General features: G+C 68.4%; 19 protein-coding genes and 1 pseudogene. 7 read left to right on the plus strand and 13 right to left on the minus strand.

Translation table 11 applies throughout. The features are described 5' to 3' along the window. Positions 1–590: 590 nt before the first annotated feature. The 7 genes from ON23_RS02290 to ON23_RS02320 form a co-directional block, all read right to left on the minus strand. Entirely contained in the window at positions 591–1,844 is a 1,254-nt protein-coding gene (locus ON23_RS02290) for an MFS transporter (protein ID WP_039775867.1), read from the minus strand. Positions 1,845–1,852: 8 nt separating this feature from the next. Further along, positions 1,853–2,350: a MarR family winged helix-turn-helix transcriptional regulator gene (locus ON23_RS02295; RefSeq protein WP_245555896.1), complete on the minus strand. Its 498-nt coding sequence runs from the start codon at positions 2,348–2,350 to the stop codon at positions 1,853–1,855. Positions 2,351–2,780: 430 nt separating this feature from the next. Beyond that, positions 2,781–3,881 (minus strand): acyl-CoA dehydrogenase family protein, encoded by a 1,101-nt coding sequence (locus ON23_RS02300; protein ID WP_039775869.1) that lies wholly within the window; start codon positions 3,879–3,881, stop codon positions 2,781–2,783. 31 nt (positions 3,882–3,912) lie between these two features. Beyond that, positions 3,913–4,917 carry an acyl-CoA dehydrogenase family protein gene (locus ON23_RS02305; RefSeq protein ID WP_039775870.1) on the minus strand — a complete coding sequence of 335 codons (1,005 nt, stop codon included), beginning with the start codon at positions 4,915–4,917 and terminating at the stop codon, positions 3,913–3,915. A 55-nt stretch (positions 4,918–4,972) separates the two neighbouring features. Beyond that, positions 4,973–6,103: an acyl-CoA dehydrogenase family protein gene (locus ON23_RS02310; protein WP_039775871.1), complete on the minus strand. Its 1,131-nt coding sequence runs from the start codon at positions 6,101–6,103 to the stop codon at positions 4,973–4,975. After that, positions 6,104–7,006 (minus strand): enoyl-CoA hydratase, encoded by a 903-nt coding sequence (locus ON23_RS02315; protein WP_262985060.1) that lies wholly within the window; start codon positions 7,004–7,006, stop codon positions 6,104–6,106. Then, the gene (locus ON23_RS02320) at positions 7,003–8,550 is read right to left on the minus strand and encodes a FadD3 family acyl-CoA ligase (RefSeq protein WP_039775872.1); all 1,548 of its coding nucleotides are present in this window, start codon (positions 8,548–8,550) and stop codon (positions 7,003–7,005) included. Before ON23_RS02320 ends, ON23_RS02315 begins: the two co-directional genes overlap by 4 nt. Before the next feature lie 243 nt (positions 8,551–8,793). On the opposite strand from ON23_RS02320, the gene ON23_RS02325 reads away from it, so the two are divergent. The 5 genes from ON23_RS02325 (at position 8,794) to ON23_RS02345 (ending at position 13,679) form a co-directional block, all read left to right on the plus strand. Continuing rightward, the gene (locus ON23_RS02325; protein WP_039775914.1) at positions 8,794–9,975 is read left to right on the plus strand and encodes an acyl-CoA dehydrogenase family protein; all 1,182 of its coding nucleotides are present in this window, start codon (positions 8,794–8,796) and stop codon (positions 9,973–9,975) included. A gap of 46 nt (positions 9,976–10,021) precedes the next feature. Then, the gene (locus tag ON23_RS02330) at positions 10,022–10,816 is read left to right on the plus strand and encodes an SDR family oxidoreductase (protein WP_039775873.1); all 795 of its coding nucleotides are present in this window, start codon (positions 10,022–10,024) and stop codon (positions 10,814–10,816) included. 226 nt (positions 10,817–11,042) lie between these two features. Further along, entirely contained in the window at positions 11,043–11,777 is a 735-nt protein-coding gene (locus ON23_RS02335; protein WP_039775875.1) for a hypothetical protein, read from the plus strand. A gap of 45 nt (positions 11,778–11,822) precedes the next feature. Beyond that, on the plus strand, positions 11,823–12,482 hold the full coding sequence (locus tag ON23_RS02340) for a TetR/AcrR family transcriptional regulator (RefSeq protein ID WP_039775877.1): 660 nt from the start codon (positions 11,823–11,825) through the stop codon (positions 12,480–12,482). A 45-nt stretch (positions 12,483–12,527) separates the two neighbouring features. Next, on the plus strand, positions 12,528–13,679 hold the full coding sequence (locus tag ON23_RS02345; protein WP_039775916.1) for an acetyl-CoA C-acetyltransferase: 1,152 nt from the start codon (positions 12,528–12,530) through the stop codon (positions 13,677–13,679). An 88-nt stretch (positions 13,680–13,767) separates the two neighbouring features. Here the strand turns inward: ON23_RS02345 and ON23_RS02350 are convergent, their stop codons facing one another. Continuing rightward, positions 13,768–15,084 carry a lipase family protein gene (locus ON23_RS02350; protein WP_306307092.1) on the minus strand — a complete coding sequence of 439 codons (1,317 nt, stop codon included), beginning with the start codon at positions 15,082–15,084 and terminating at the stop codon, positions 13,768–13,770. Positions 15,085–15,628: 544 nt separating this feature from the next. On the opposite strand from ON23_RS02350, the gene ON23_RS02355 reads away from it, so the two are divergent. After that, positions 15,629–16,534, plus strand: coding sequence for a cyclase family protein (locus ON23_RS02355; protein WP_039775881.1), 906 nt, complete (start codon positions 15,629–15,631; stop codon positions 16,532–16,534). 48 nt (positions 16,535–16,582) lie between these two features. Next, positions 16,583–18,103, plus strand: coding sequence for a long-chain-fatty-acid--CoA ligase (locus ON23_RS02360; protein ID WP_039775883.1), 1,521 nt, complete (start codon positions 16,583–16,585; stop codon positions 18,101–18,103). A 98-nt stretch (positions 18,104–18,201) separates the two neighbouring features. Here ON23_RS02360 and ON23_RS02365 read toward each other — a convergent pair whose 3' ends face one another. The 5 genes and pseudogenes from ON23_RS02365 to ON23_RS02385 form a co-directional block, all read right to left on the minus strand. Continuing rightward, positions 18,202–19,587, minus strand: a complete 1,386-nt coding sequence (locus tag ON23_RS02365; RefSeq protein ID WP_306307093.1) for a phosphotransferase family protein — start codon at positions 19,585–19,587, stop codon at positions 18,202–18,204. Continuing rightward, positions 19,578–20,712, minus strand: a pseudogene (locus ON23_RS02370) (acyl-CoA dehydrogenase family protein). Before ON23_RS02370 ends, ON23_RS02365 begins: the two are co-directional and overlap by 10 nt. A 47-nt stretch (positions 20,713–20,759) precedes the next feature. Beyond that, positions 20,760–21,149: a nuclear transport factor 2 family protein gene (locus ON23_RS02375; protein WP_039775887.1), complete on the minus strand. Its 390-nt coding sequence runs from the start codon at positions 21,147–21,149 to the stop codon at positions 20,760–20,762. Positions 21,150–21,180: 31 nt separating this feature from the next. Continuing rightward, complete coding sequence (locus tag ON23_RS02380; protein ID WP_039775889.1) at positions 21,181–22,092, minus strand: hydroxymethylglutaryl-CoA lyase; 912 nt, start codon at positions 22,090–22,092, stop codon at positions 21,181–21,183. Next, the gene (locus ON23_RS02385; RefSeq protein ID WP_083903651.1) at positions 22,089–23,384 is read right to left on the minus strand and encodes a CaiB/BaiF CoA transferase family protein; all 1,296 of its coding nucleotides are present in this window, start codon (positions 23,382–23,384) and stop codon (positions 22,089–22,091) included. The genes ON23_RS02380 and ON23_RS02385 overlap by 4 nt, the downstream gene beginning before the upstream one ends. Positions 23,385–23,386: the final 2 nt, after the last annotated feature.

The raw sequence follows: 23,386 nt of genomic DNA on the forward strand, positions 1-23,386 counted from the left end.
TGGATGCAGGGGAAAGGCGCGCAAGGCTTTTCGTGTTTCCCGGTGGCGTGCTCGAGACGGTCGACTACGGGGACGGCGACTCGGGTGGGGTGTATCTCGAGTTCATGAGTCGAGTTCTGCCGCAGCGCGTTCCGGGTGGGGTGGATGTTCCCCCACCTTTGCACCCGGTGGAGTCGGCCGATGCGGAGACGTGCGGACGAGTTCTCCGGTCGCTGCGTCGGTGTGAGGCATAGCCGCGTGCTTACCGTGGCGTGGATTGTCGTCGTCGGGTTGCCGCTGGGCGTGGTCGTCTGGGCGGCCCGGCCCTACCGGGACGGGGGTTCGGTCGGGAAAGGTCGACGCGGCAATGGCCCGAACTTTTCGTGCAAACCTCGGCGGAAATGCGAGAAAACTGCCGAGAACGGCTAGGTTTGCACGATTTGTTCACCACCCGAGGAGCGACACGGCGAACGTGGATAGAAAAAGGCCGGAATCCCCTGCGGGTTTCGCGAGGGGATTCCGGCTCACCGCCGTTGCGGTCAGAGAAGGGGTACCGCAGCGGAGGGTGTCGTCCCGGCGACGGGGTGGGCCGCTCGGGACGACGAGTTCGGTCAGTCGTCGCCGACGGTGATCGCTTCGGCTTCGGCCGGGCTGTGTTCGGCCGGGTCGTGGTCGTCCACGTGGGACAGGGCCGACCGGCCGCCGAGCAGCACCAGGACGCCGACCGCGGTACACGCGGCGCCGACCCAGAACGGCAGTGCCATCTGATGTTCGCCGAGCTTGCCGGCCAGATACGGGGCGGCGGCGCCACCGACGAACCGGACGAAGCTGTAGGCGGCCGAGGCGGTGGAGCGTTCCACCGGAGCCGAGATCATCACGGCCTCGGTGATCAGGGTGTTGTTCACGCCGAGGAACAGTCCCGCCAGTACGGTGCCCACGATCAGTACGGGCTTGTGATCGGCCCAGATCGCCATGGCGGCCAGATCGGCGGCGAACAGCGCCAGCGCGGTCGCGATCATCGGCACGGTGCCGAACATGCGCTGCAGTCGCGGCGCGAAGACCACCGACGCCAGCGCCAGCAGCAGACCCCAGCCGAAGAAGATGAACCCGATCGAGTAGGTGCCCATGTTCAGCGGGAACGGGGTGTAGGCCAGCAGGGTGAAGAAGCCGTAGTTGTAGAGCAGTGCGGTGATGCTGACCAGCAGCAGTCCGCGGTGCCGCAAGGCCTTGAAGGGGGCCGTGATCGAGGTGTGTTGGGCCGGTTTCGGCATCTCCGGCAGCAGCACGACGATTGCGACGAACGCCACCGCCATCAGGACGGCGACGCCGAAGAACGGTGCGCGCCAGCTGAATCCGCCCAGGAAACCACCGACCAGCGGTCCGGCGGCGATACCGATGCCCAGTGCCGCCTCGTACAGGATGATGGCGCGGGCCACCCCGCCGCTGGCAGCGCCCACGATGGTGGCCAGTGCGGTCGCGATGAACAGCGCATTACCCAGACCCCAGCCGGCGCGGAAGCCGACGATCTGCCCGACCGTGCCCGACGAACCCGCCAGCGCGGCGAAGACGACGATGATGGCCAGGCCGGCGAGCAGCGTCTTCTTGGCACCGAAGCGGCTGGACACCACGCCGGTGATCAGCATCGCGACGCCGGTGACCAGCATGTAACTGGTGAACAGCAGGGTGACCTGAGACGGTGACGCGTGCAGTTGTTCGCCGATCGGTTTCAGGATCGGATCCACCAGGCCGATACCCATGAAGGCGATGACCGAGGCGAAAGCTACTGCCCATACCGATTTGGGCTGCTTGGTCTTCGGAGTGGTCGTCGCCTCGGTCGCGGTCGGTGATGAGAGAGTGATGCTCATCAACGCTCCTACTTCGAGACTGTGTGTGGTGCAGCCGATTTCAGGGCTTCGAGGAGATCGGTCAGCTCACTGTCGAGGTGGCTGAGCCGGTCGATGCCGAAGTCGGGCAACCGGGCCGCGAGGGCGGTGCCGAACGCGCGACGGGACACGGACAGCTGTTCGCGTCCCGCCGGCGTCAGCTCGACGACCACGGCTCTGGAGTCGTCGGGGTCTCTGGTGCGTGCCGCGAGTCCGGCGGCTGTCAGCCGGCCGATCAGCGCCGTTGCCGAGGGCTGGGAGCAACCGTCGATCTCCGCGAATTCGCTGATTCGCAGCGGACCGTGCTCTTCGAGCGTGGACAGCGCCCGCACCATCGCACGCGGGAGCGCTCGGGTTCCCAGCGTGCCGGCCAGTCGAGTGAGCCGCGCGGCGGTGACGGCGATGTCGACCATGAGCACCTCGGCCGGATCCGGGGAGACCGAGCTCCGGGCCGGATCGGGGAGGGTGGACGACTCGTTCGACTGCACGAGAAGTATGTTACATAAGCTAACTATGTATGTACATAGCCTAACTATCTATTTTGTGGTGACCTCGCGCACAGCCCGCTTCGGCAGGTCAGCGGCAGCCGCAGCCCGCAGCCGCAGCCGCAGCCCGGAGCGGTAGCCGTGGCCCGGAGCGGTAGTCGTGGCCCGCAGCGGTAGTCGTAGCCCGCAGCGGTAGCCGTGGCGGTAGCGGTAGTGGCGCCCGTAGCCCGTAGCCCGTAGCCGCAGCCGTGGCGGTAGCGGTAGTCGCTGCGCTGTCGGCGGCGGTAGCGGACGGCGGCTGTACCGGCAAAGCTGAACGGCGGAGCTGGACGGCGGCTCGCGAACACGACTCGACCCCGCGACCGTGGGGCGCGGGGTCGAGTACGAGGATTCGTCTGGGCGGGTCCGTGTGGCGGGGGCCGGGCGATGTGGATCAGGCGGGCCGGGCCAGCGGCCGTCCCGGCATCCCGAACAGTTCGGCATCGCCGTGCGCCCGCTTGAAGAACAGGTGCGCGTCGTGCTCCCAAGTGATGGCGATACCGCCGTGCATCTGCACGGTCTCCGAGACCACCGAACGGAACGCGTGCGAACAGTGGATACGCGCCGACTCGAGGTCGAGCGTCGTTTCGGCGGACACCGGTCGATCGAGATCCGCGATCGCGGCGTACGCGGCCGATCGGGCCGACTCCACCAGCACGTACATATCGGCCATGCGGTGCTTGAGCGCCTGGAAACTGCCGATCGCCCGGCCGAACTGCACGCGCGACTTGCTGTATTCCACGGTGAGGTCGAGGCATTGATCGGCCGCGCCGACCTGTTCGGCGGCCACGGCAGTCCAGGCGACCGCGCGCAGGCGGGCCGTGATCGCGTCCGCATCCCCGCCCAGCCGGGTGGCCGCCGCGCCGTCGAACGCGACGGTGCTCAGGCGCCGCGTCGGATCCATGGTCCGGACGACGGTGCGCGTGACTCCCGCTGCGGTGGCGTCGATTTCGTAGAGTCCGTCGGCCGTCACCACCAGCAGGGTGTCGGCGTTGGCGCCGTCGAGGACGTAGTGCGCGGTACCGGTCAGTGTGTCGCCGTCGGCCCGTACCGCGTATCCCGCGGGAACGCGAGCCGCGCTTGCACTCCCGGCTGTGCCTGCCGCCCAGCCCTTTTCGTCCGCCCAGCAGACCGCGAGCGTCCGGGTGCCCTCGGCGACGCCGGGCAGCAATCGTTGCGCCGCGTCGGCATCACCCGTCGCGAGCAGCGCCTGGACGCCGAGGACGGCCGACCCGAGCATCGGCGGGTTGTGCAGCGTGCGGCCCAGTTCCTCGAGCACCACCAGCGCCGTGTCGAGGTCGGCGCCGACGCCGCCGTACTCCTCCGGAATCGCCAGCGCGGCCACGCCCACCTGCTCGCACAGCAGTTGCCACAGCCGCTCGTCGTAGCCGAGTTCGCTGTCGATCGCCTGTCGCAGCGCGGCCCGGTCGCCGTGGCGGGTGAGGACGGCGCGGACGGTCGCGGCCAATTCCTGCAGTTCCGCGGTATCGGTCATCGCCGTACTCCCGTCTCGTCGTATCGGTGGTTCACGCGCCGGCCGCCACCGGCGTACGCAGCGCCGCGGCGATTCGGGCGCGATGGAAATCGGCGGTGCCCCAGGCGGTTCGGAGCGCGGTCACCTTGGTCAGCCACAGCGACAGATCGCATTCGGCCGTGTAGCCGATGGCGCCGTGCACCTGCAGGGCGATCCGTGCCGTCCGGTACGCGGCCTCCGCGCAGGCGAACTTGGCTGCCGAGACGTCGCGGGCGCGGTCGGCGGTATCGAAGCTCAGTGCCGCGCGGTACAGCAGCGGTTCGGCCATGTCGAGGCCGATCTTCGCATCGGCCAGATGGTGTTTGATGGCCTGGTAGCGCCCGATCGGCTGCCCGAACTGATGGCGCTGGATCACATAGGCGACGCTGGTGGCCAGCATCGCGTTACCCGCGCCCAGCAGTTGCGCCGCAGCCGCCAGCGCACCGGCGTCGAACGCCGTCTCAGCCGCCGCGAGCACCGAATCACCCTGCGCCACAACCTCGTCCGGGCTCACCGTATGCAGCCGCCGCGCCGCGTCCACCGATTCGATCCGGTCGCCGCGGCGAGCCGTGCACAGCTTGTCGCCGTCCACGACCAGCACCACATCGGCGGAGTCGGCGTCGAGAGCGGGCGTCTGCGGCGAGAGCGCGATGGTGCCGAGCGATTCACCCTCGGCGAAGCCGGGCAGCCAGCGCCGCGCCGGGCCGGAATCGTCGAGTGCCTGCAACAGCGCCGGAAGCACCGCGGCGGTCTCGATCACCGGACCCGGCACCGCGGCCCGGCCGAATTCCCGGCACGCCACCACCAGGTCGATGGTCTCGGCGCCCATCCCGTCGTATTCCTCGGCCACGGCCAGACCCAGGGCGCCGGCGCCGGCCAACTGCCGGATCAGTGCCCGGCCACCAAGGGCGCCGCCGCCGCTCCAGTTGCGGATGACGGCGGGCGTACCCGCGGCATCGCACATCTTGCGCAGGCTGTCGGCGAAGTCGCGTTGTTCGGGGGACAGTGCAAATCTCATCGATGGGTCCATTCGGGGGTGCGGCGCGGGGAGGCGGGATGGCACATGGCGGATCTCAACGCGGGAGCCCGAGCAGGCGCTCGGCGACGATATTGCGCTGAATCTCGTTGGTACCGGCGTAGATCGGGCCCGCCAGCGAGAACAGGTAGCCGTCGGTCCAGGCGCTGCTGTGTTCGGCGGCGGCGCCGAGCAGATCCAGGGCGGTCTCGTGCATCGCGATATCGAGTTCGGACCAGAAGACCTTGTTGATCGACGATTCCGCGCCGAGTTTGCCGCCCTCCGACAACCGGGTCACGGTGCCGAGCGTGTTGAGCCGGTAGGCCTCCGCGCCGATCCACGCGTCGACCACGCGATTGCGGGCCGCGGTGTCGGCCGGATCGGCGGTCTCGCGCCACAGCTCGATCAAGCGCGCGGCCGTGGCGTTGAATCGGCCCGGGCTGCGCAGCGAGAGGCCGCGTTCGTTGCTGGAGGTGCTCATCGCCACCCGCCAGCCCGCGCCCGGTTCGCCGATCACATCGCGATCGGGGACGAAGACGTTGTCCAGGAAGATCTCCGCGAAACCGGGTTCGCCGTCGAGTTGCGGAATGGGCCGCACGGTCACGCCGTCCGCCGACAGCGGGAACATCACATAGGTGAGCCCCTTGTGCCGCTCCGCCTCCGGATCGCTGCGGAACAGGCCGAAGGCCCAGTCCGCGAACGATGCTCGCGAACTCCAGGTCTTCTGCCCGTTGAGCACCCACCCGCCCTCGACCCGCTGCGCGCTGGAGCGAATGCCCGCGAGGTCGCTACCGGCCTCCGGTTCCGACCACGCCTGCGCCCAGATGTCGTCGGCGCGAGCCATTCTCGGCAGGATGCGCTCGAGCTGTTCCGGTGTGCCGTGTTCGAACAGGGTGGGGGCCAGCAGGAAGATGCCGTTCTGGCTCACCCGCCCGGGCGCGCCCGCGGCGTAGTACTCCTCCTCGAACAGCACCCACTCGAGCAGCGAGGCATCGCGCCCGCCGTATTCGCGCTGCCACGACACCACCGAGAGCCGCGCCTCGGCGAGGGTGTGCTCCCAGGCGCGATGCGCCTCGAAACCCTCCCGGGTGTCCATCGACGGCAGCGGTTCGGCGGGGACGTTCGCGCGCAGGAATTCCCGTACTTCGAGCTGGAATTGCGCTGCGGCCGAATCGAGTTCGAGATCCATCTACTTGCCGCTCCGTTCTGCGGTCGTTGCGGTGGTCGCCGTGGCCTTCATCGACTTGGCGGTCATACCGGCCAGCGAGTCGGTGCCGACCTCGGCGTTGTGGGCGTGGGCGAAGTGGTGCAGACCGAAGACCGAGTCCATGCCGGCGCGCATGCCCATCAGGTCCTCGCACTGGTTGACGGCCTTCTTGGTCAGCGCCAGGCCGAATTGCGGCATGGTGGCGATCTTCTCGGCCAGTTCGAGGGTGTGCGATTCCAGCTCGGCGCGGGGCACGACGCGGTTCACCATGCCCCATTCGTAGGCCTGCTCGGCGCTGAACCGATCACCGGTGAACAGCACCTCCTTGGCCCGCCGCGGTCCCAGCACCCACGGGTGCGCGAAGTACTCGACGCCCGGAATACCCATCCGGACAACGGGATCGGAGAAGAAGGCGTCGTCGGCGGCGACGATCATGTCGCACACCCAGGCCAGCATCATCGCGCCGGCGATGCAGGCGCCCTGGACCATCGCGATGGTGGGCTTGGGAATCTCGCGCCAGCGCCGGCACATGCCGAGGTAGACCTCGAGCTCCCGGGCGAAGCGCTGATCGCCGCCGGGCCGGTCGACGTGGTCCCACCACAGCGCGGCCTTGTTGTCGTACTCGATGTGATGGTCGCGTCCGGGCGTGCCGATGTCGTGCCCGGCGCTGAAGTGTTTTCCGCTGCCCGCCAGGATGATCACCTTGACCTCGGCATCCTCGACCGCCCGCGTGAAGGCGGCGTCGAGCGCGTAGGTCATCACCGAATTCTGGGCGTTGCGGTAGTCCGGCCGGTTCATCGTGACCAGGGCGATCGGACCGCGGCGCTCGTAGGTGACGACCTCGCCCTCGTCCGGAATCGGCGCGGGGGTTGCGTCTGTGGTCACGAGATCTCCTCACGTAGTTGCCGCTTGAGTACCTTGCCGGCGGCGCTGTAGGGCAGCCGGTCCCGGAACTCCACGAATCGCGGCACCTTGAAATTGGCCAGGGTCTTCTTCGCGTAGGCGATGACGTCGTCTTCGGACAGGTCGGTGCCCGCCCGGCGCACGATGTAGGCCTTGCCCACCTCGCCCATCCGCTCGTCCGGCACGCCGATCACCGCGGATTCGGCGACGCCGTCGAGCCGGGCCAGGGTCTGTTCGATCTCGGCCGGGTAGACATTGAAGCCGCCGGAGATGTACATGTCCTTGAGCCGGTCGGTGATCTTGAGATAGCCGCGCTCGTCGAGAATGCCGACGTCGCCGGTGTGCAACCAGCCCTCGGCGTCGATGGTCTTGGCGGTGGCCTCGGGATCGTCGAGGTAGCCGATCATCACGTTGGGCCCACGCAGCAACACCTCGCCGTGATCGCCGATGCGCACCTCGAATCCGGCCATGGCCGCGCCCGAGGTGTTGGCGATGGTCTCCGGATCGTCGTCGGGCAGGCACATGGTGCCGAAGCCGGAGGATTCGGACAGGCCGTAGGCGGTGACGACCACCTCGAATTCCAGTTCGCTGCGCATTCTTTCGACCAGCACCACCGGTACGGTCGCCGCGCCGGTGACGGCCACCCGCAGGCTGCTCAGATCGAAATCGGCGCGGGCGGGATGTTCCAGGATGGTCTGGTAGATCGTCGGCGGGCCGGTCAATACGGTGATGGCCTGTTCCTGCACCATCCGCATCGTCTGCGGCACGTCGAAGGTCGCCTGCGGGACGATGGTCGCGCCGGTGACCAGGCAGGCCAGGATGGCCGCCTTGTAGCCGAAGTTGTGGAAGAACGGCGGGATCACCAGATAGCGATCGGAACTGTTGAGCGTCGACCGCTCCACCCAGGCCCGCACCACATCGAGCGCCTGGCGCTGGGCGACCAGCGTGCCCTTGCTGCGGCCGGTGGTGCCGGAGGTGAACAGGATGTCGGCGATGTCGTCGGGCTCGACCGATTCCGCGCGGGCGATCACCTTCTCCACCGGCGTCTGCGCGGCCAGTTCGGGCAGTTGCGACCAGGCGATGGCGTCGTCGTAGGCCGATTCGCCCTCTGCAGGCACGACGATGACCGTGCCGACCGCCAAATCCGGTGCGGCGGCGCGCAATTCCGCGAGGCGCTGCCTGCCCAGGAACGGATCGGCGATGAACAGTGCCTTCGCGTCCACCCGGGCGATCACGTCGGCGGCCTCGTCGGCGACGTAGCGGGTGTTGAGCGGGACCAGTGCGGCGCCGGTGTAGTGCGTGGCCAGCGCGGCCACCACCCAGTGCCAGGTGTTGGGTGCCCAGATCGCGATCCGATCGCCGCGCTGGATTCCGCGCGCGATCAGCGCCCCGGCCGTCTCGCGGACGGCGTCGAGTAGTTGCGCCCAGCTCAGGTGCACCTCGCCGTCGCTCACCGCCGGCGCATCGCCGTGGATGCGCGCGGCTTCGTGCAGGGCGAGAGGGGTGGTCTGCACAGGGGGTGTCACGTCGTCCTCGTCTTCTACACGCTGGTCGACGGGCCGAGCAGCCGGTTTCTCCGGCGTGGTGACGGCTCGGTCCGTCGGTCGATTCGCGCTGCAGAGCTCACCGCCCTACAAAGCAAGTGCTTGGTAGGTTACTCTACCGGAGTGAGTGCGATCCAGACCCCCGATTCCGCCGCCGGCGCGGATGCCTCCGGCACGGCGGCCCCCGGTACGGAAAACGCGGCCGACCAGGAATTCCGCACCGAAGTGCGGGAATGGCTGGCCGAGAACCTGAACGGACAGTTCCGCGAGCTGCGCGGGCTCGGCGGGCCCGGAAGCGAGCACGAAGCCTTCGGCGAGCGACTGGAATGGGACCGCCACCTCGCCGCGGCGGGACTGACCTGCCTGGGCTGGCCGGTCGAGTACGGCGGCCGGGCGGCGACCCTGCGCCAGCAGGTGATCTTCCACGAGGAATACGCGAGCGCGAACGCCCCGGCGCGCGTCTCGCACCTGGGGGAGGAGCTGCTCGGGCCGACCCTGCTCGCCTTCGGCACCGAAGAGCAGAAACAGCGCTTCCTGCCCGGCATCCGCTCGGTCACCGAACTATGGTGTCAGGGATATTCCGAGCCGGGGGCCGGTTCGGACCTGGCGAACGTGTCGACCAGCGCCCGGCTCGACGGTGACGAATGGTCGATCAACGGCCAGAAGATCTGGACCTCGCTGGCGCATCTGTCGGACTGGTGCTTCGTCATCGCCCGCACCGAACCCGGCTCGACCCGCCACCACGGCCTGTCCTATCTGCTGGTGCCGATGAAGCAGCCCGGTATCGAGGTGCGCCCGATCATCCAGCTCACCGGGACCGCCGAATTCAACGAGGTGTTCTTCGACAACGCCCGCACCGCCGCCGACCTGGTGGTGGGCGAGCCCGGTGCGGGCTGGCGGGTCGCCATGGGCACCCTGACCTTCGAACGCGGCATCTCCACCGTCGGCCAGCAGATCCGCTTCGCGCGCGAACTGTCGAATCTGGAAGCGGTGGCGAAAGCCAATGGGGCGCTGGTGGATCCGGCCCTGGCCGAACGCATCGACCAGGCCTGGGTGGGATTGCGCGTCCTGCGCGCCCACGCCCTGCGGACCCTGGAATCGGCGCATCAGAACGTCGACGCCCGCACCGCCGCGGGCCAGGCCTCGGTCTCGAAGCTGTTGTGGGCCAACTGGCATCGCGGCCTCGGTGAACTGGCGATGGACGTGCTGGGCGCCGAAGGCCTGATCGCCCGGCCGCCGGTCGGCGGCACCGGATCCGCCCTCGATCCGCATCCCGCGGACGACCTGAATCAATGGCAGCGCCTCTATCTGTTCACCCGCGCCGACACGATCTACGGCGGCTCGAACGAGGTGCAGCGCAACATCATCTCCGAACGCGTGCTCGGCCTGCCCAGGGAAGCTCGCTGACAACCATTGGCCGAAGCCACTATTCGGCCGTAAGGAAGGACCTACAGTGCCTGATCTCTCGGTTCCGCCCCAGCCGGTCTCCGGTCACGGGCTGCTCGCCGGCCGGGTCGCCGTGATCACCGCCGCCGCCGGTACGGGTATCGGGTCGGCCACCGCGCGCCGCATGCTCGACGAGGGCGCCGACGTGGTGGTCTCCGACTGGCACGAACGCCGGCTGAAGCAGACCGAGGAGGAGCTGGCCGCGGAATTCCCGCAGCGCAAGGTCGCCTCGGTGGTCTGCGATGTGACCAGCACCGAACAGGTCGACGAACTGATCCGGGCCGCGGCGCAGCGGCTGGGCCGCATCGACATCATGGTCAACAACGCCGGCCTGGGCGGTGAGACACCGGTCGTCGACATGACCGACGAGCAGTGGGACCGCGTCCTCGACATCACCCTGAACGGCACCTTCCGCTGCACCCGCGCCGCGCTGAACTACTTCCGCACCGCCGGCCACGGCGGCGTGATCGTCAACAACGCCAGCGTGCTCGGCTGGCGGGCGCAGCACGGCCAGGCCCACTACGCCGCCGCCAAGGCCGGTGTCATGGCATTGACCCGCTGCAGTGCCGTGGAGGCCGCGGAACTGGGCGTGCGGATCAACGCGGTCGCCCCGAGCATCGCCCGCCACCCGTTCCTGGACAAGGTGAGCTCCACCGAACTGCTCGACCGGCTGGCGGCGGGCGAGGCGTTCGGCCGGGCCGCCGAGCCGTGGGAGGTCGCGGCCACCATCGCGATGCTCGCCAGCGACTACACCTCCTACATGACAGGCGAAGTCGTCTCGGTCAGCAGCCAGCGCGCTTGAGTGGAAACCTCTGCGAGAGGTATCCCCTGGTGGTTCTCGGCCCGCCTCGATTTTGGAGCGACGGAGGGAGGGAGCGCAGCGACTGACCGGAGGAGTGAAAAATCGAGGCCCAGGGGGCCGAGAACCCGCCGCAGCGAAGCGGAGGCAAAAAACACTGCCGCTGACCTCCCCTAGCTGTGCGATCCTGAGAACGTCCGGTTCCGACGGTTCGAAGGGACCACGACCCATGGGTCTGGACGGTCGACAGGAAGACAACGACGCACTGGAACTCGAGTTGATCCGCGAGGTGGTGCTCGCGCGGCGGCGGCAGGACGAGATCGTGCTCGCCGCTCTCACCCTCGGCGCCGAATTGCTCGATCACGCTGGTGCGCGCGCGACCGCGACGCGTGCCGCGCAGATCCTGCGTGCGCACGAGGTGGACGAGACCGAGGTGGCGCGTGATCCGCGTGCCGCGCTGCGCGCGGATTTGGCTCGCGATCGACGCCGGGTCCGGCGCATCGGCGCCGGGTGCGGCCCGGAGGAGTCCGATCCCGGCGGGGAACGCCGCCGGCAGCAGACCGCCCTGCTGCGCGAGGTGCGCGCCGATCTGCTGGAGGTGGTGCGGCGCTGCCGCCGGTTCCGATTCGATCGCCTCGCCTTCGCCGACGGCATCGATCGGGGGCTGGCCGCGGCCACCGGCAAATTGGAGGGCGCCGCCGATCGCGACACCTATCTGGCGTGGCGGCGCGGCATCGTGCTCAAACTCAGCGAAATTCCGGAACCCGGCGGCCCGCCGCGGGCGATGGCGACCGTGGACGCGGGACCCGGCCGGGGGCCGCTCCTCGTGGAATGGGACAGCTGTGAGCGGCGGCTCGCGCTGGTGGCGCGGATGAAACGGGCCGGAATCCCTCCGTCGGAGATCTGCGATCGGTTGCTCGCCGATCTGTCGATGTCCTCGCCGCTGCGTTATTCCATTCGGTGAGCCACCACCATGGACCAAGCAAATGCTTGGTTGTATTATGGCCGAGTGACCGCATCCGAGGCCTCCAAATCCGCACGCCGCAACGAATTGCTCGGCCTGGCCGCCGGCCTGTTCGCCGAGCGCGGCCTGCGTGCGACCACGGTCCGCGATATCGCCGATGCGGCGGGGATTCTATCCGGCAGTCTCTACCACCACTTCGACTCGAAAGAGGCGATGGTGGACGAGATCCTGCGCGGCTTCCTCGACGATCTGTTCGGCCGCTACCGCGAGATCGTCGCCTCCAACCTCTCGCCGCGAGCCACCCTCGAAGCGCTGGTCATCGCGTCCTGTGAATCGTTCGACCGCTGGCATTCGGCGGTCGCGATCTATCAGGCCGAGGCCAAGAGGCTCAGTGACACACCGCGTTTCGACTACATCGCGGAATACAACCGGGAATTCCGGGAACTGTGGCGCAATGTGCTCACCGAGGGTGTGCGCGACGGCAGCTTCCGTCCCGAACTCGATGTCGAACTCGCCTTCCGCTTCCTGCGCGACACCGTCTGGGTGGCGGTGCGCTGGTATCAGCCCGGCGGCCGCATCACGGCGGACACCCTCGCCAAGCAGTATCTGACCATCGTGCTCGATGGGCTCACCAACCCCGAGAACCGTTCCGGCGCAGTCCATTCCGGAGCGCAGTCCGGCGCCGAATCCGGCACATCCGAATAGGAGCGTTACATGTCCACATCGTCCGATCGCCGCCGGTACGCACCGGTGCGCGAGGCCTACGTCATCGATGCCGTGCGGACGCCGATCGGTAAGCGCGGCGGTGCGCTGGCCGGTGTGCATCCCGCCGATCTCGGCGCGGCGGCACTGCAGGGCTTGCTGGGCCGCAACGCCATCGACCCCGGCAATGTCGACGATGTGATCTTCGGCTGTGTCGACGCCATCGGCCCGCAGGCCGGCAATATCGCTCGCACGGCGTGGCTGGCGGCCGGATATCCGGAGGAGGTCCCCGGTGTCACGGTGGACCGCCAGTGCGGATCCAGCCAGCAGGCGATCAATTTCGGCGCCCAGGCCATCATGAGCGGCACCGCCGAGGTGATCGTCGCCGGCGGCGTGCAGAACATGAGCGCCATCCCTATCTCGGCGGCCATGCTGGCCGGTAAGGAATACGGTTTCGACTCGCCGTTCGTCGGCGCCAAGGGCTGGGACCACCGCTACGGGACCGGTGAGGTCTCGCAGTTCAACGGTGCGCAGTTGATCGCCGAGAAGTGGGACATCAGCCGGGAAGATATGGAGCGCTGGGCACTTCGCAGCCACGAACGCGCCCGCAAGGCCATCGCCGAGGGCGCCTTCGATCGCGAGATCGTGCCGGTCGGCGATTTCTGGATCGACGAGGGCCCGCGTGAGACCAGCCTGGAGAAGATGGCGGGACTCAAGCCGCTCAGCGAGGGCAGCCGCCTGACCGCCGCGGTCGCCAGCCAGATCTCCGACGGCGCCAGCGCCACCCTGCTGGCCTCGGACTGGGCCGTCGCCGAATACGGCCTGAAGCCGCGCGCCCGCATCCACCACGTCAGCGCCCGCGGCGCCGATCCGATCTACATGCTCACCGCGCCGATCCCGGCGACCAAGTGGGCGTTGGAGCAGACCGGGCTGACCATCGACGATATCGATGTCGTCGAGATCAACGAGGCCTTCGCCTCGGTGGTGCTGGCGTGGCTGAAGGAGACCGGCGCGAACCCCGACAAGGTGAACGTGCACGGCGGTGCGATCGCCCTCGGACATCCGCTCGGCGCCACCGGCGCGAAGCTGTTCGCCACGCTGCTCAACGAGCTCGAGCGCGTGAACGGCCGCTACGGCCTGCTCACCATCTGCGAGGGCGGTGGCACGGCCAACGTCACCATCATCGAGCGAATCTCCTGAGTCGCTTCGCCTTTCGGCCGACACCGGTCCGGTGAAACGGAAGCGGCCCCGCGTATCACGGGGCCGCTTCGCATAGGTCCGTCCGGGCTCAGATCACCGGGTCCAGCGAGTTGCCCGGAGCGATGGCACCGCAGTTGGCCGGTGCCGGCCGGCCCGCGAACCGGTCGTTGAGCCAGAGCAGTGCCTCCGGCAGCCACGCGATGGTCGACGGGGTATGGCTGAGCAGGTCGTACTGCCGATACAGGATCGAGGAGTTCCCGGTGTCGCAGTACTGCCGGGCGAGGCTGCGGACATCGCCGGCGACCATCACGCCGTCGCCGGGCCCGGACACCGGCTTACCGTTGTCGGTCCCTTCCAGCACGCCGTTGGCGCCCTGCCCGATGAGCATCGGAATCGTCGGCGTCGGCGCCAGTCCGAGGTCGACCTTGCGCACCGCCTCGACGAACGGCGCCACGCTGTTGGGATCGGCGTACTCGGGCTTCACCATCTGCGCCCAGGTCAGACCCGGGTACTGGAACAGCACATTGGCGATGGACGCGTACTGCATCTTGTTCAGGATCTCGGTGCCGAGCGGGCTCATATAGGGCGAGAAGTCGATGTCGTAGGAGCGGCCGATGCCGATCACCGCCATCGCCGCCACTCCGGCCCAGCCGAAGCTGCCGTCGATGTAGCGCAGGTTGCGCGCGGGGTTGACCAGAACGCCACCCTCCGCCGCGCCGACCAGCTGCCGGTCGACATCCGGGGCGTAGACCGGCGCCAGTGCCGCGGCCCAGTTGGTGGCGATCGCGCCGCCGGAATATCCGAACAGCGCGATGCGGGTCTGTTCGTTCAGCCCGATCTGCGCCGAGTGGGTGGCGGCCCGGATCGAGTCGAGGGTGTTCATCCCGTACTCGGGACCTGCGGCGAAATCGGCCGCCTGTCCTTCGGTGTCGGCGACGATGATCGTGTAGCCCTGCGCCAGCAGCGGCGCGACCAGCTGACCTTCCACATTGTTCACCGCGCCGCCGAAGGACACATTGCCGGCGACCGACCGCGACGGCCCGTCCTCGGGATTCAGTGAATCGTAGAACGACTGGTAGGCAACGGCTTTCGCGGGATCGACGCCGGTCGGCGGCAGGAGTACGGAGGTGACGTTCACGGCCGGTCGCTGCTGGGCGTCGGTCGTGCGGTACTGCAACTGCACCGCCGTGACGGGCGTCGGGATACCGGCGAAGTGGTACGGCATCGTGCGGGTCTGTAACACGGTTCCCGGGGCGATCGAGGACAGCGGCGCCGCGCCCGTGTACTCGTAGAACGAATCGGATGCCGCATCCGCACTCGGTGCGAGACCGGTCGCGGAGCCGACGAGCAATGACATGGCCGCGACGGCGGTCGCGATCTGAAGGACGGCGCGTCCTCGTTTCACCAGAGTCCCCTTCTACCCGAACCGGACATCTTCGTCCGGTTACTCGTTGGTAGTGTGAACCCAATCACCCTCGCACGTCAATACGGCGGAAATCAACTGTGCGGTTTCGGAAATCGACCGCTGTCAAAGGGGATGTTCGTGTCGCGATGGCTGCGGCACAACCATGGAGCCGTGCTTGTCTTCTGAAAACCACTGCAGAGCAAGATTTTACGGCGTCAGTGATGGAATCTGTCGACGACCATCCGGCTGTCGCATTGTTGCGCATAAAGTGAAACCGAGCCGTCTCGAATGGCTGACCGAGGGAGCGTTGACGGGTTTCTCGTATAGCCGCGCGCTATCGCGTCCTGCGGAGTGCTGCCCGCCCGGGTGGCTCGCGGCTCCATCGTCCCGCCTGGTCCGGCAGCCGCCCCCAGTTGCGATCGGCCCGAACCTGACATCCGCCTATTGACACCGAAAGTGCTGTCGGACACACTTGCGGCACGAAGTTGACATGACTGTCACGTCACAAACAGTTCAGGAGGCAACGGTGCCCGAAGTTCCCGATATGCGCGCTCTGGGCCGGAAGGTCAGCAATTGGGGTCGGTGGGGGACCGACGACGAGCGCGGAACCACGAATCTGATCACGCCGGAGCGGGTGGTGGCCGCCGCGGCGCTGATTCGCACCGGTGAGACCTTCAAACTCGGTATCCCGCTCGACGGTGACGGTCCGCAGCCCGGCGGGGCGCGCATCAATCCGATCCGGTTGATGTCGGAGAACGGCCAGGAACAGGTGCTTCCCGGCGGTTTCAAATGGGCCGACGATTTCGTCTTCATGCCGTTGCAGGCCGGTTCCCAGTACGACTCGCTGGCGCACGTGCACTACGACGACGAGCTGTACAACGGCCACCCCGGCTCGGGAGTGACGGTCAAGGGCGCCGACAAATGCGGTATCCACACCCAGTCCGGCGGTATCGCCGGACGCGGCGTGCTGCTGGACGTGGCTCGTCATCGCGGCGTGGACTGGCTGGAGGCGGGAACCGCGATCAGCCCCGACGAACTCGACGCCGTCGCGGCCGCGCAGGGCGTGGATGTCGGTGCCGGTGACATCCTGTTGATCCGCACGGGCTGGCGCAGGAAGTTCCTCACCGACGGTGATCCGCAGGGCTTCATGGCCGGCGAGCCGGGTCTGAGCCTGGCGTGCGCGACCTGGCTGCGCGACAAGGACGTCGCCGTCGTCGGCTCCGACAACTGGGCGGTCGAGGTGATGCCCGGCGAACATCCGGGAACCGCGTTCGAACTGCACATGGTGCTCATCCGCGACATGGGCCTGACCCTCGCCGAAATGCTCGACTTCGAGGATCTGGCACAGGCCTGCGCGGGTGACGGACGCTGGGACTTCTTCTACGCCGGGCCGCCCCTGCAATTCACGCGCGGCGTCGGCTCACCGATCAACCCGCTCGCGATCCGGTGAGAAGGGCGCACCTGCCATGGATTTCGAATCGGCAAGGAGTTCGGACAGATGTTGATCGGTGACATCGTCGAATACGGCGCGCGTAAACACCCCGACCGGATCGCGGTGCGCTTCGAGCAGGAGGTGATCGATTACCGGCGATTGCGCGACGGCTGCCGGCGCCTCGCGAATGCGCTGCTCGGCGTGGCCGAGCCGGGTGACCGGGTGGCGATCCTGTCGGCGAACTGCCCGCAGTATCTGGAGTGCTATTACGGCGTTCCGATGGCGGGAATGGCGTTGACGATCCTCAACTTCCGGTTGCACGAGGATCAGCTCGTCGGCCTGATCGAGCATTCCGGCGCTCGGGTGCTGATCGTCGCCGCGGAATTCGCCGACCTGGTGGACCGCATCCGCGACCGGATCCCGTCGGTGACCACCGTGGTGTCGATCGGCGCCGCACCGGGCACGCTCGGATGGGACGAGTTCGTCGGCACGGCGTCGGCCACGGCGCCCGTCTACCGTCCCGATCCCGACGATGTGGCGTGGCTGGTCTACACCAGCGGGACGACCGGCACGCCGAAGGGCGTCATGGTCTCGCATCGCAATCTGCTTGCGGGCGTGACCTCGTCGGCCCTGCAATGGAGCGTCGCGGAGGAGACGGTTTTCCTGTTCTGCTTCCCGCTGTGCCATGTCGGCGGCTATGTGGTGCTGGTCAATCATCTGATCGGCGCCACCGTGGGCATCCTGCGCGCCTACGACAACGCCACGTTCCTGCGGCTGGTCGACGAATGGCAGGTGACCCAGACCGGCCTGGCGCCGACGATGATCAACTTCCTGCTGCAGGATCCGGCGTTGGAGCGGCATTCGCTGAAGACGCTGCAGGCGATCGGGTACGGCTCCTCCGCCATTCCGTCCGCGGTGCTGCGCGCCGGGCTGGAGCGATTCGGCTGCGATTTCTACCAGGGCATGGGGATGACCGAACTCGCCGGCAACATCCTGCATCTGGACGAGCAGGCCCACCGGCGGGCGGCGAGCGGGGAGACCCATCTGCTCGCCTCGGCGGGAAAACCCATGCGGCTGGCCGATGTTCGCATCGTCGACGAGGATTTCGCCGATGTCGCGCGGGGACAGATCGGCGAGATGGTGGTGCGTGCGGATCAGGTGACCGTCGGCTACTGGAACGACCCCCGGGCCACCGCGGAGTCGTTCACCGACGGCTGGTTCCGCACCGGCGATATAGTCCGCCAGGACGAGGAGGGCTTCGTCTACATCGTCGACCGGAAGAAGGATCTGATCATCAGCGGCGGTGAGAACGTCGCCTCGCTGACGGTCGAACAGGCGCTGTACCGGAATCCGCAGGTCGCCGAGGCCGCCGCCATCGGCGTCCGCGACGACACCTGGGGCGAGGTGGTGTGCGCGGTGGTCGTCCTACGGGACGAGGAGACCGCCACGGCCGAGGACATCATCGCCGGTTGCCGCGAACACCTGGGCGGATTCCAGGTGCCGCGGCGAGTGGAATTCGTCGACGCGCTCCCCAAGAACGTCACCGGCAAAATTCTCAAACGCGATCTCCGCGAACAGTTCTCCTGAACTACCGCGGGACCGGCGGCCCGGTGGTGACGATGACCGTCGCCGCCGGGCCGCCGTTTCGTTCTTCCCTGAACCCGGCCGGTGTCGCCGTGGTGCGATTACCCGAGGTGGCGTGGGTTCGCGATCCGCAGTCGCGCGAGCACCGCGGCCGAGATCGCCGCGCGCACCGCATCGTCGGTGTACGACGCCGCGCCGGAGCGCAGTCGCGCCGCCAGCTCCGCTTCGGACTCACAGCCCAGCGCCGCCAGCCGGCTGTGCACTTCGGCGGTGGCGGCGGGCCCGGCGGCCAGCTCGCGTGCGGCGATGCCGAGCAGGTTGGCGCATACGCGCAGCAGGTAGCGCGAACGCGACTGCTCGGGTGGGAGTGTGGGTCCGATCTCTGCGGCCAGCGTGTCGGCGACCAGTTCGAGTATCTCGGTGGGATGCGGCCGATCGTGCACGGTCGCAGGCATGTCCGAGGGCGTGGGAGCAGAAACGGTGTCGTCGAGCAGGTCCAGGACGGTGAGCAGATCGTATTCCGATTCGCAGACCCGGCGCCCGATCGCGGCGAGTTCGAGCGAGCGCTCGTCCCCGCTGAGGTGCCGATGCGCCTGGAAACGACTGAGCACCAGCCATTTCAGCGTGCCGAATGCTTCCCACCAGTGCAGTTCCGCGGCGGTGGGCCGGTATCCCGCTGACCGTTCGTAACCGTCCAGCAGTTGCTGCCGACTGCCCAGTCCGCCCACCGGCGCCTCGGCGCCGAAGCGCCAGGCCCGCACACACAACCAGCCCAGATCCTCGATCGGATTGCCGAGATGAGCCAGCTCCCAGTCCAGCACCGCGCGCACGCCGTCCGGCTCGATCAGGAAGTTGCCCAGCCGGAAGTCGCCGTGCACCAGGGCCTTCGGGCGTTCGGCGGGCCGGTGTTCGCGCAGCCAGCGCAGTCCGGCCTCGACCGCCGGCCGCGGATCGTCCAGGTCACGATAGATCTGCTCGAGGGCGGCGAGTGGATCGTGATCGTCGAGAACGTCCAGGTTGTCCAGTGGGGTGCGGTGGATCAGTCCCAAGACGTAGCCGAGATCGCCGGCCAGCCGGTCGCGTATCGCGGCGAATGCCGGATCCCGTTGCAGCTTCCGGGGAATCGACTCGCCGTCGACGCGCTCCATCAACAGATACGGGGCGTCGATCCCGGGCGCGGTGGCCCCGTCCGCGAGGACGGCGGGCACCGGCACTCCGGCAGCACCGGCCGCCCGCAGACAGACCGCCTCGGCGTGCATGCGCGCCGAATCACCATGGCCGGGCGGGTCCCGCCGCAGCACGGCCCGCACCGCGGCGCCCGTGCCGTCGCGGGCCTCGACCGCGTACACCTGCCGGCTCGCGCCCCCGGTGAACTGCCGCAACGCGACATCGGTGAGCGAGGTGCCGAGCGTGTCCGCCAGTACCGCACGGACACCCTCGGTGAGCGTAACCGGTTCGGCAGCAGCCGATTCCGCGCTCACAGCCACGGCGCCGCCTCGGGGGAGCGCAACAACCGGCGCGCGGTCGACATGCGATGGACTTCGTCGGGGCCGTCGTAGACCCGGGCATAGCGCGCCTGCCGGTACATCCGCTCCAGCGGTGTGTCGGCGGTGAGCCCGAGGGCCCCGTGTACCTGGATGGCGCGATCGATCACATCGTGCAGCATCCGCGCGCCCCAGAACTTGATCAACCCGACCCGCACCCGATAGTCCTCACCGGCATCCATGGCGCGGGCGGCGTCGAGCGTCATCAGCCGGGCCGCATGGATCTCGGCCGCGGATTCGGCGATGTACCGGTGGATTTCACCCTTTTCGGCGAGCAACGATCCGTGTACGTACCGGGTGTTCGCGCGCGCACATCAATTCGTAGGCGCGCTGGGCCTGGCCGAGCCAGCGCATGCAGTGGGAGATCCGGCCGGGGCCGAGCCGGTCCTGTGCCACTACGAAACCCTGACCGCGTTCGCCCAGCAGGTTCGCCGCCGGCACCCGCACATCGGTGAGCCGCACCTCGTAGTGATCGCTCGGATCGTGCCCCATGGTCGGGATGGAGCGGACGATCTCGAAACCCGGGGTGTCGGTCGGCACGATGATCGCGCTGATCCGGGAGTGCCGCGGCACCGATTCGGGTTCGGTCCGGGCGAAGACGGTGCAGTACGCCGCTTGGGCGGCGCCGGTGGTGAACCACTTGTGCCCGTTGATGATCCACGTGTCGCCGTCCAGTTCGGCCTGGGTGGCGATCAGGGTGGGATCGGATCCGGCGACCTCGGGTTCGGTGAGGCCGACCGAGGGCAGGATGTCGCCGGACACCATGGGCGGAATCCAGCGTGCCCGCTGTTCCTCGGTGCCGTGCCGGTACAGCATGAGCGTGTCCTGCATGGAGACCGAACCGACCGCAAGCATGCCGAATTCGGAGCGGCCGATGATCTCGTTCAGATAGACGAAGTCGAGGAACGGCACACCGCCGCCACCGAGTTCGGCCGGATGGCCCAGCGCCCACAGGCCGAGTTCCTTCGCTCGCGCCTTCAGGCGAGCGAGGGTGGCGTGTGCGGTGTCGTCCTCGCGGGCCAGCACCGATTCCTCGGGAACGACCTCGGTATCGATGAATGTGCGCATGCGCGCGGACAACTCGGAGATCTCGCCCTCGGGGCGGTTGACCGACGTCACCGGTAACCTCCGTTCGTCGCCGAGACCTCGCGCAGCGGCTGCGTAGCCGCCGAGTCGACATATTCCTCGATCCTGGTGATGTGCCCGTCCCGGACACGCACGAACAGGCTCGCGGGGACCTCCAGCTCGCCGTGGCCGGGCAGATGGCCCCGCACGACATGCTGCTGAGCGAAGCCGTCCGGCAGCACATAGCGCCGAATATCCTCGTACCGCAGGTCTTCCACGGTGCGCGAGAGCCAGCGCAGGACCCGCAGGTTCTCGGTGACGGTCTCCTCGGCGTTCTTGTCGTTGTGCCAGATCCGGGCGTCGGGCGCGTACAGCGCGGTCAGGGCCGCGGTATCGCCCGCGCTGACCGCGGCGAAGAAGCGGTCGGCCAGTTCATCCATGCGAAGGACCTCCGGGTCATTCTCGTGCGGCTCAGTGTGATGCCGCATTCCTGGGCCGCAGGCGACCGCCCGCGGCGAGCAGATTGCTGTCGACCGGCTTGCCGAGCAGGCGCGAGATCAGCCGGGCCGCGTCGAGCGCCCGGTCGATATCGATGCCGGTCTCGATGCCGCCGTCGGAGAACAGGTAGACCAATTCCTCGGTCGCGATATTGCCGCTCGCCCCGGGGGCGAACGGGCATCCGCCGAGACCACCCGCGGCGGAGTCGAATCGGCGTACGCCGTGTTCGTAGGCGGTCCAGGCGTTGGCGAGCCCCTGGCCACGTGTGTTGTGTAGATGGATGCCGAGTTCGGTATCGGGCGCCGCCGCCCGCACCCGGTCGATCACGTCGGCGGTCCGGACCGGTGAGGCGGTGCCCACGGTGTCGGCGACGGCGAGCGAATCGGCGCCGGAAGCCACGGCTCGCGCCGCGATCTCGGCCACCCGCTCCGGCGGGGTGCGGCCGTCGAACGGGCAGTCGAAGGCGATGGCGACGATCACCTCCAGCCGGCCACCGGCCGCATGCACCTGCTCGGCGATGGGCTCGATCAGCGCGACCGATTCGGCGCTGTCGCGTCCCACGTTGGCCCGGCTGTGCCCGTCCGATGCCGACACGACGTATTCGAGCCGATGCACACCCGCGGCGAGGGCGCGCCCCACTCCGCCGAGACCGGCGACCAGGGCGGAGAACTCCACGCCGGGCCACCGATGGAGTTGCGCGGCAACGGCTTCGGCGTCGGCGAGCGCCGGGATCGCGCGCGGGGAGACGAACGAGGTGGCCTCGATCCGGCGCACTCCGGTGGCGACGAGCGCGTCGATGAAGGCGAGTTTGGCCTCTGTGGGAATCGGCTCCTCGATCTGCAGACCGTCGCGCGGCCCCACCTCGCGAATATCGACGGCGGTCATCCGATCGTGCCTTCGCCGCGCAATCCGGCCAGCCGGTCGGCGTCGTATCCGAGCAGCTCACCCAGTACCTCGTCGGTATGCGTGCCCGGCCGGCTCGGACCACCCCAGCGCACGCCACCGGCGGTGGCGCTCAGCCGCGGCACGACGCCGACACCCTTGACCGGGACGGGATCGTATCCGGCGTCGTCGCGGCCGACGGACGGATCGACGTGGTCGACGAAGATCTCGCGCGCGGTGAACTGCGGATCCGCCATCACCTCGGCGACGGTGTTCACCGGGCCCGCGACCACGCCGTGCCGATTCAGCAGATCGATCAGATCGGCGGCGGTGAAATCTCCGGCCCATGCCGCGATCATCTCGTCGAGTTCGTCCTGCCGTTCACCCCGCGCGGAATGAGTGGAATACCGTGGGTCGGAGGCGAGTTCGGGCCGGCCCATCGCCGTGACCAGCCGCCCGAAGACGGTGTCCTGATTGGCCGCGATGATCACCCACAGCCCGTCCTCGGCCTTGTACAGATTCGACGGCGCCACCCGGTCCAGCCGGGTGCCCGAGGGCTGGCGCACATGTCCGGTCTTGTGGAAATCCGGAACCGTGGACTCCTGGATCGCCAGCGACGCCTCGGTCAGTGCCGCGTCGACCACCTGCCCGCGCCCGGTCCGCTCCCGCACCAGCAGCGCGGCGAGCACACCCTGGAAGGCGAACAGCCCGGCCAGACTGTCGCCCAGCGACAACGCCATCCGCGGCGGCGCCTGTCCCGGGAATCCGTTGAGGTGGCGCAGCCCGCTGATGCCCTCGGCCACCGACGCGTAACCGGCCCGCGACGCGTACGGCCCGGTCTGCCCGTAACCGGAGACTCGGGCCAGCACCAGCCCCGGATTCAGCTCGCTGAGCACGTCGTAGCCGATACCCCAGCGCTCCAGCGTGCCGGGCCGGAAACTCTCCACCACGACATCGGCCGTGCGGGCCAATTCCAGGAAGATGTCGCGTCCCGCCGGAACGCGCAGATCGAGACTCACACACCGCTTGTTGCGGGCGTGCACGGTCCAGAAGTACTGGTGGCCGCCGCCCGCGGCCTGACCCCAATCACGAAGCGGGTCGGGACGATCCGGCGCTTCGATCTTGATGACATCGGCCCCCATATCACCGAGCAGGCGTCCGCAGTACGGTCCCGCGATCAGCGTTCCCAGCTCGAGCACACGGAAGCCGTCGAGCGGTCCGGCCGCCCCGGGCACGGCCTCCGTTTCGCTGTCGTGCGCTTCGGGATGTGCGGTGGTCGGTGGGTCCGTTCTCATCC

Origin of the sequence: Nocardia cerradoensis NBRC 101014 (assembly GCF_000308535.1) — a bacterium.
Classification (GTDB): Bacteria; Actinomycetota; Actinomycetes; order Mycobacteriales; family Mycobacteriaceae; genus Nocardia; species Nocardia cerradoensis.

Excerpts from the sequence above, each read along its gene's own strand:
- ON23_RS02290 (WP_039775867.1), bottom strand. The coding sequence starts at position 1,844 with ATGAGCATCACTCTCTCATCACCGACCGCGACCGAGGCGACGACCACT.
- ON23_RS02300 (WP_039775869.1), bottom strand. The coding sequence starts at position 3,881 with ATGACCGATACCGCGGAACTGCAGGAATTGGCCGCGACCGTCCGCGCC.
- ON23_RS02305 (WP_039775870.1), bottom strand. The coding sequence starts at position 4,917 with ATGAGATTTGCACTGTCCCCCGAACAACGCGACTTCGCCGACAGCCTG.
- ON23_RS02310 (WP_039775871.1), bottom strand. The coding sequence starts at position 6,103 with ATGGATCTCGAACTCGATTCGGCCGCAGCGCAATTCCAGCTCGAAGTA.
- ON23_RS02335 (WP_039775875.1), top strand. The coding sequence starts at position 11,043 with ATGGGTCTGGACGGTCGACAGGAAGACAACGACGCACTGGAACTCGAG.
- ON23_RS02355 (WP_039775881.1), top strand. The coding sequence starts at position 15,629 with ATGCGCGCTCTGGGCCGGAAGGTCAGCAATTGGGGTCGGTGGGGGACC.
- ON23_RS02360 (WP_039775883.1), top strand. The coding sequence starts at position 16,583 with ATGTTGATCGGTGACATCGTCGAATACGGCGCGCGTAAACACCCCGAC.
- ON23_RS02375 (WP_039775887.1), bottom strand. The coding sequence starts at position 21,149 with ATGGATGAACTGGCCGACCGCTTCTTCGCCGCGGTCAGCGCGGGCGAT.
- ON23_RS02380 (WP_039775889.1), bottom strand. The coding sequence starts at position 22,092 with ATGACCGCCGTCGATATTCGCGAGGTGGGGCCGCGCGACGGTCTGCAG.
- ON23_RS02385 (WP_083903651.1), bottom strand. The coding sequence starts at position 23,384 with ATGAGAACGGACCCACCGACCACCGCACATCCCGAAGCGCACGACAGC.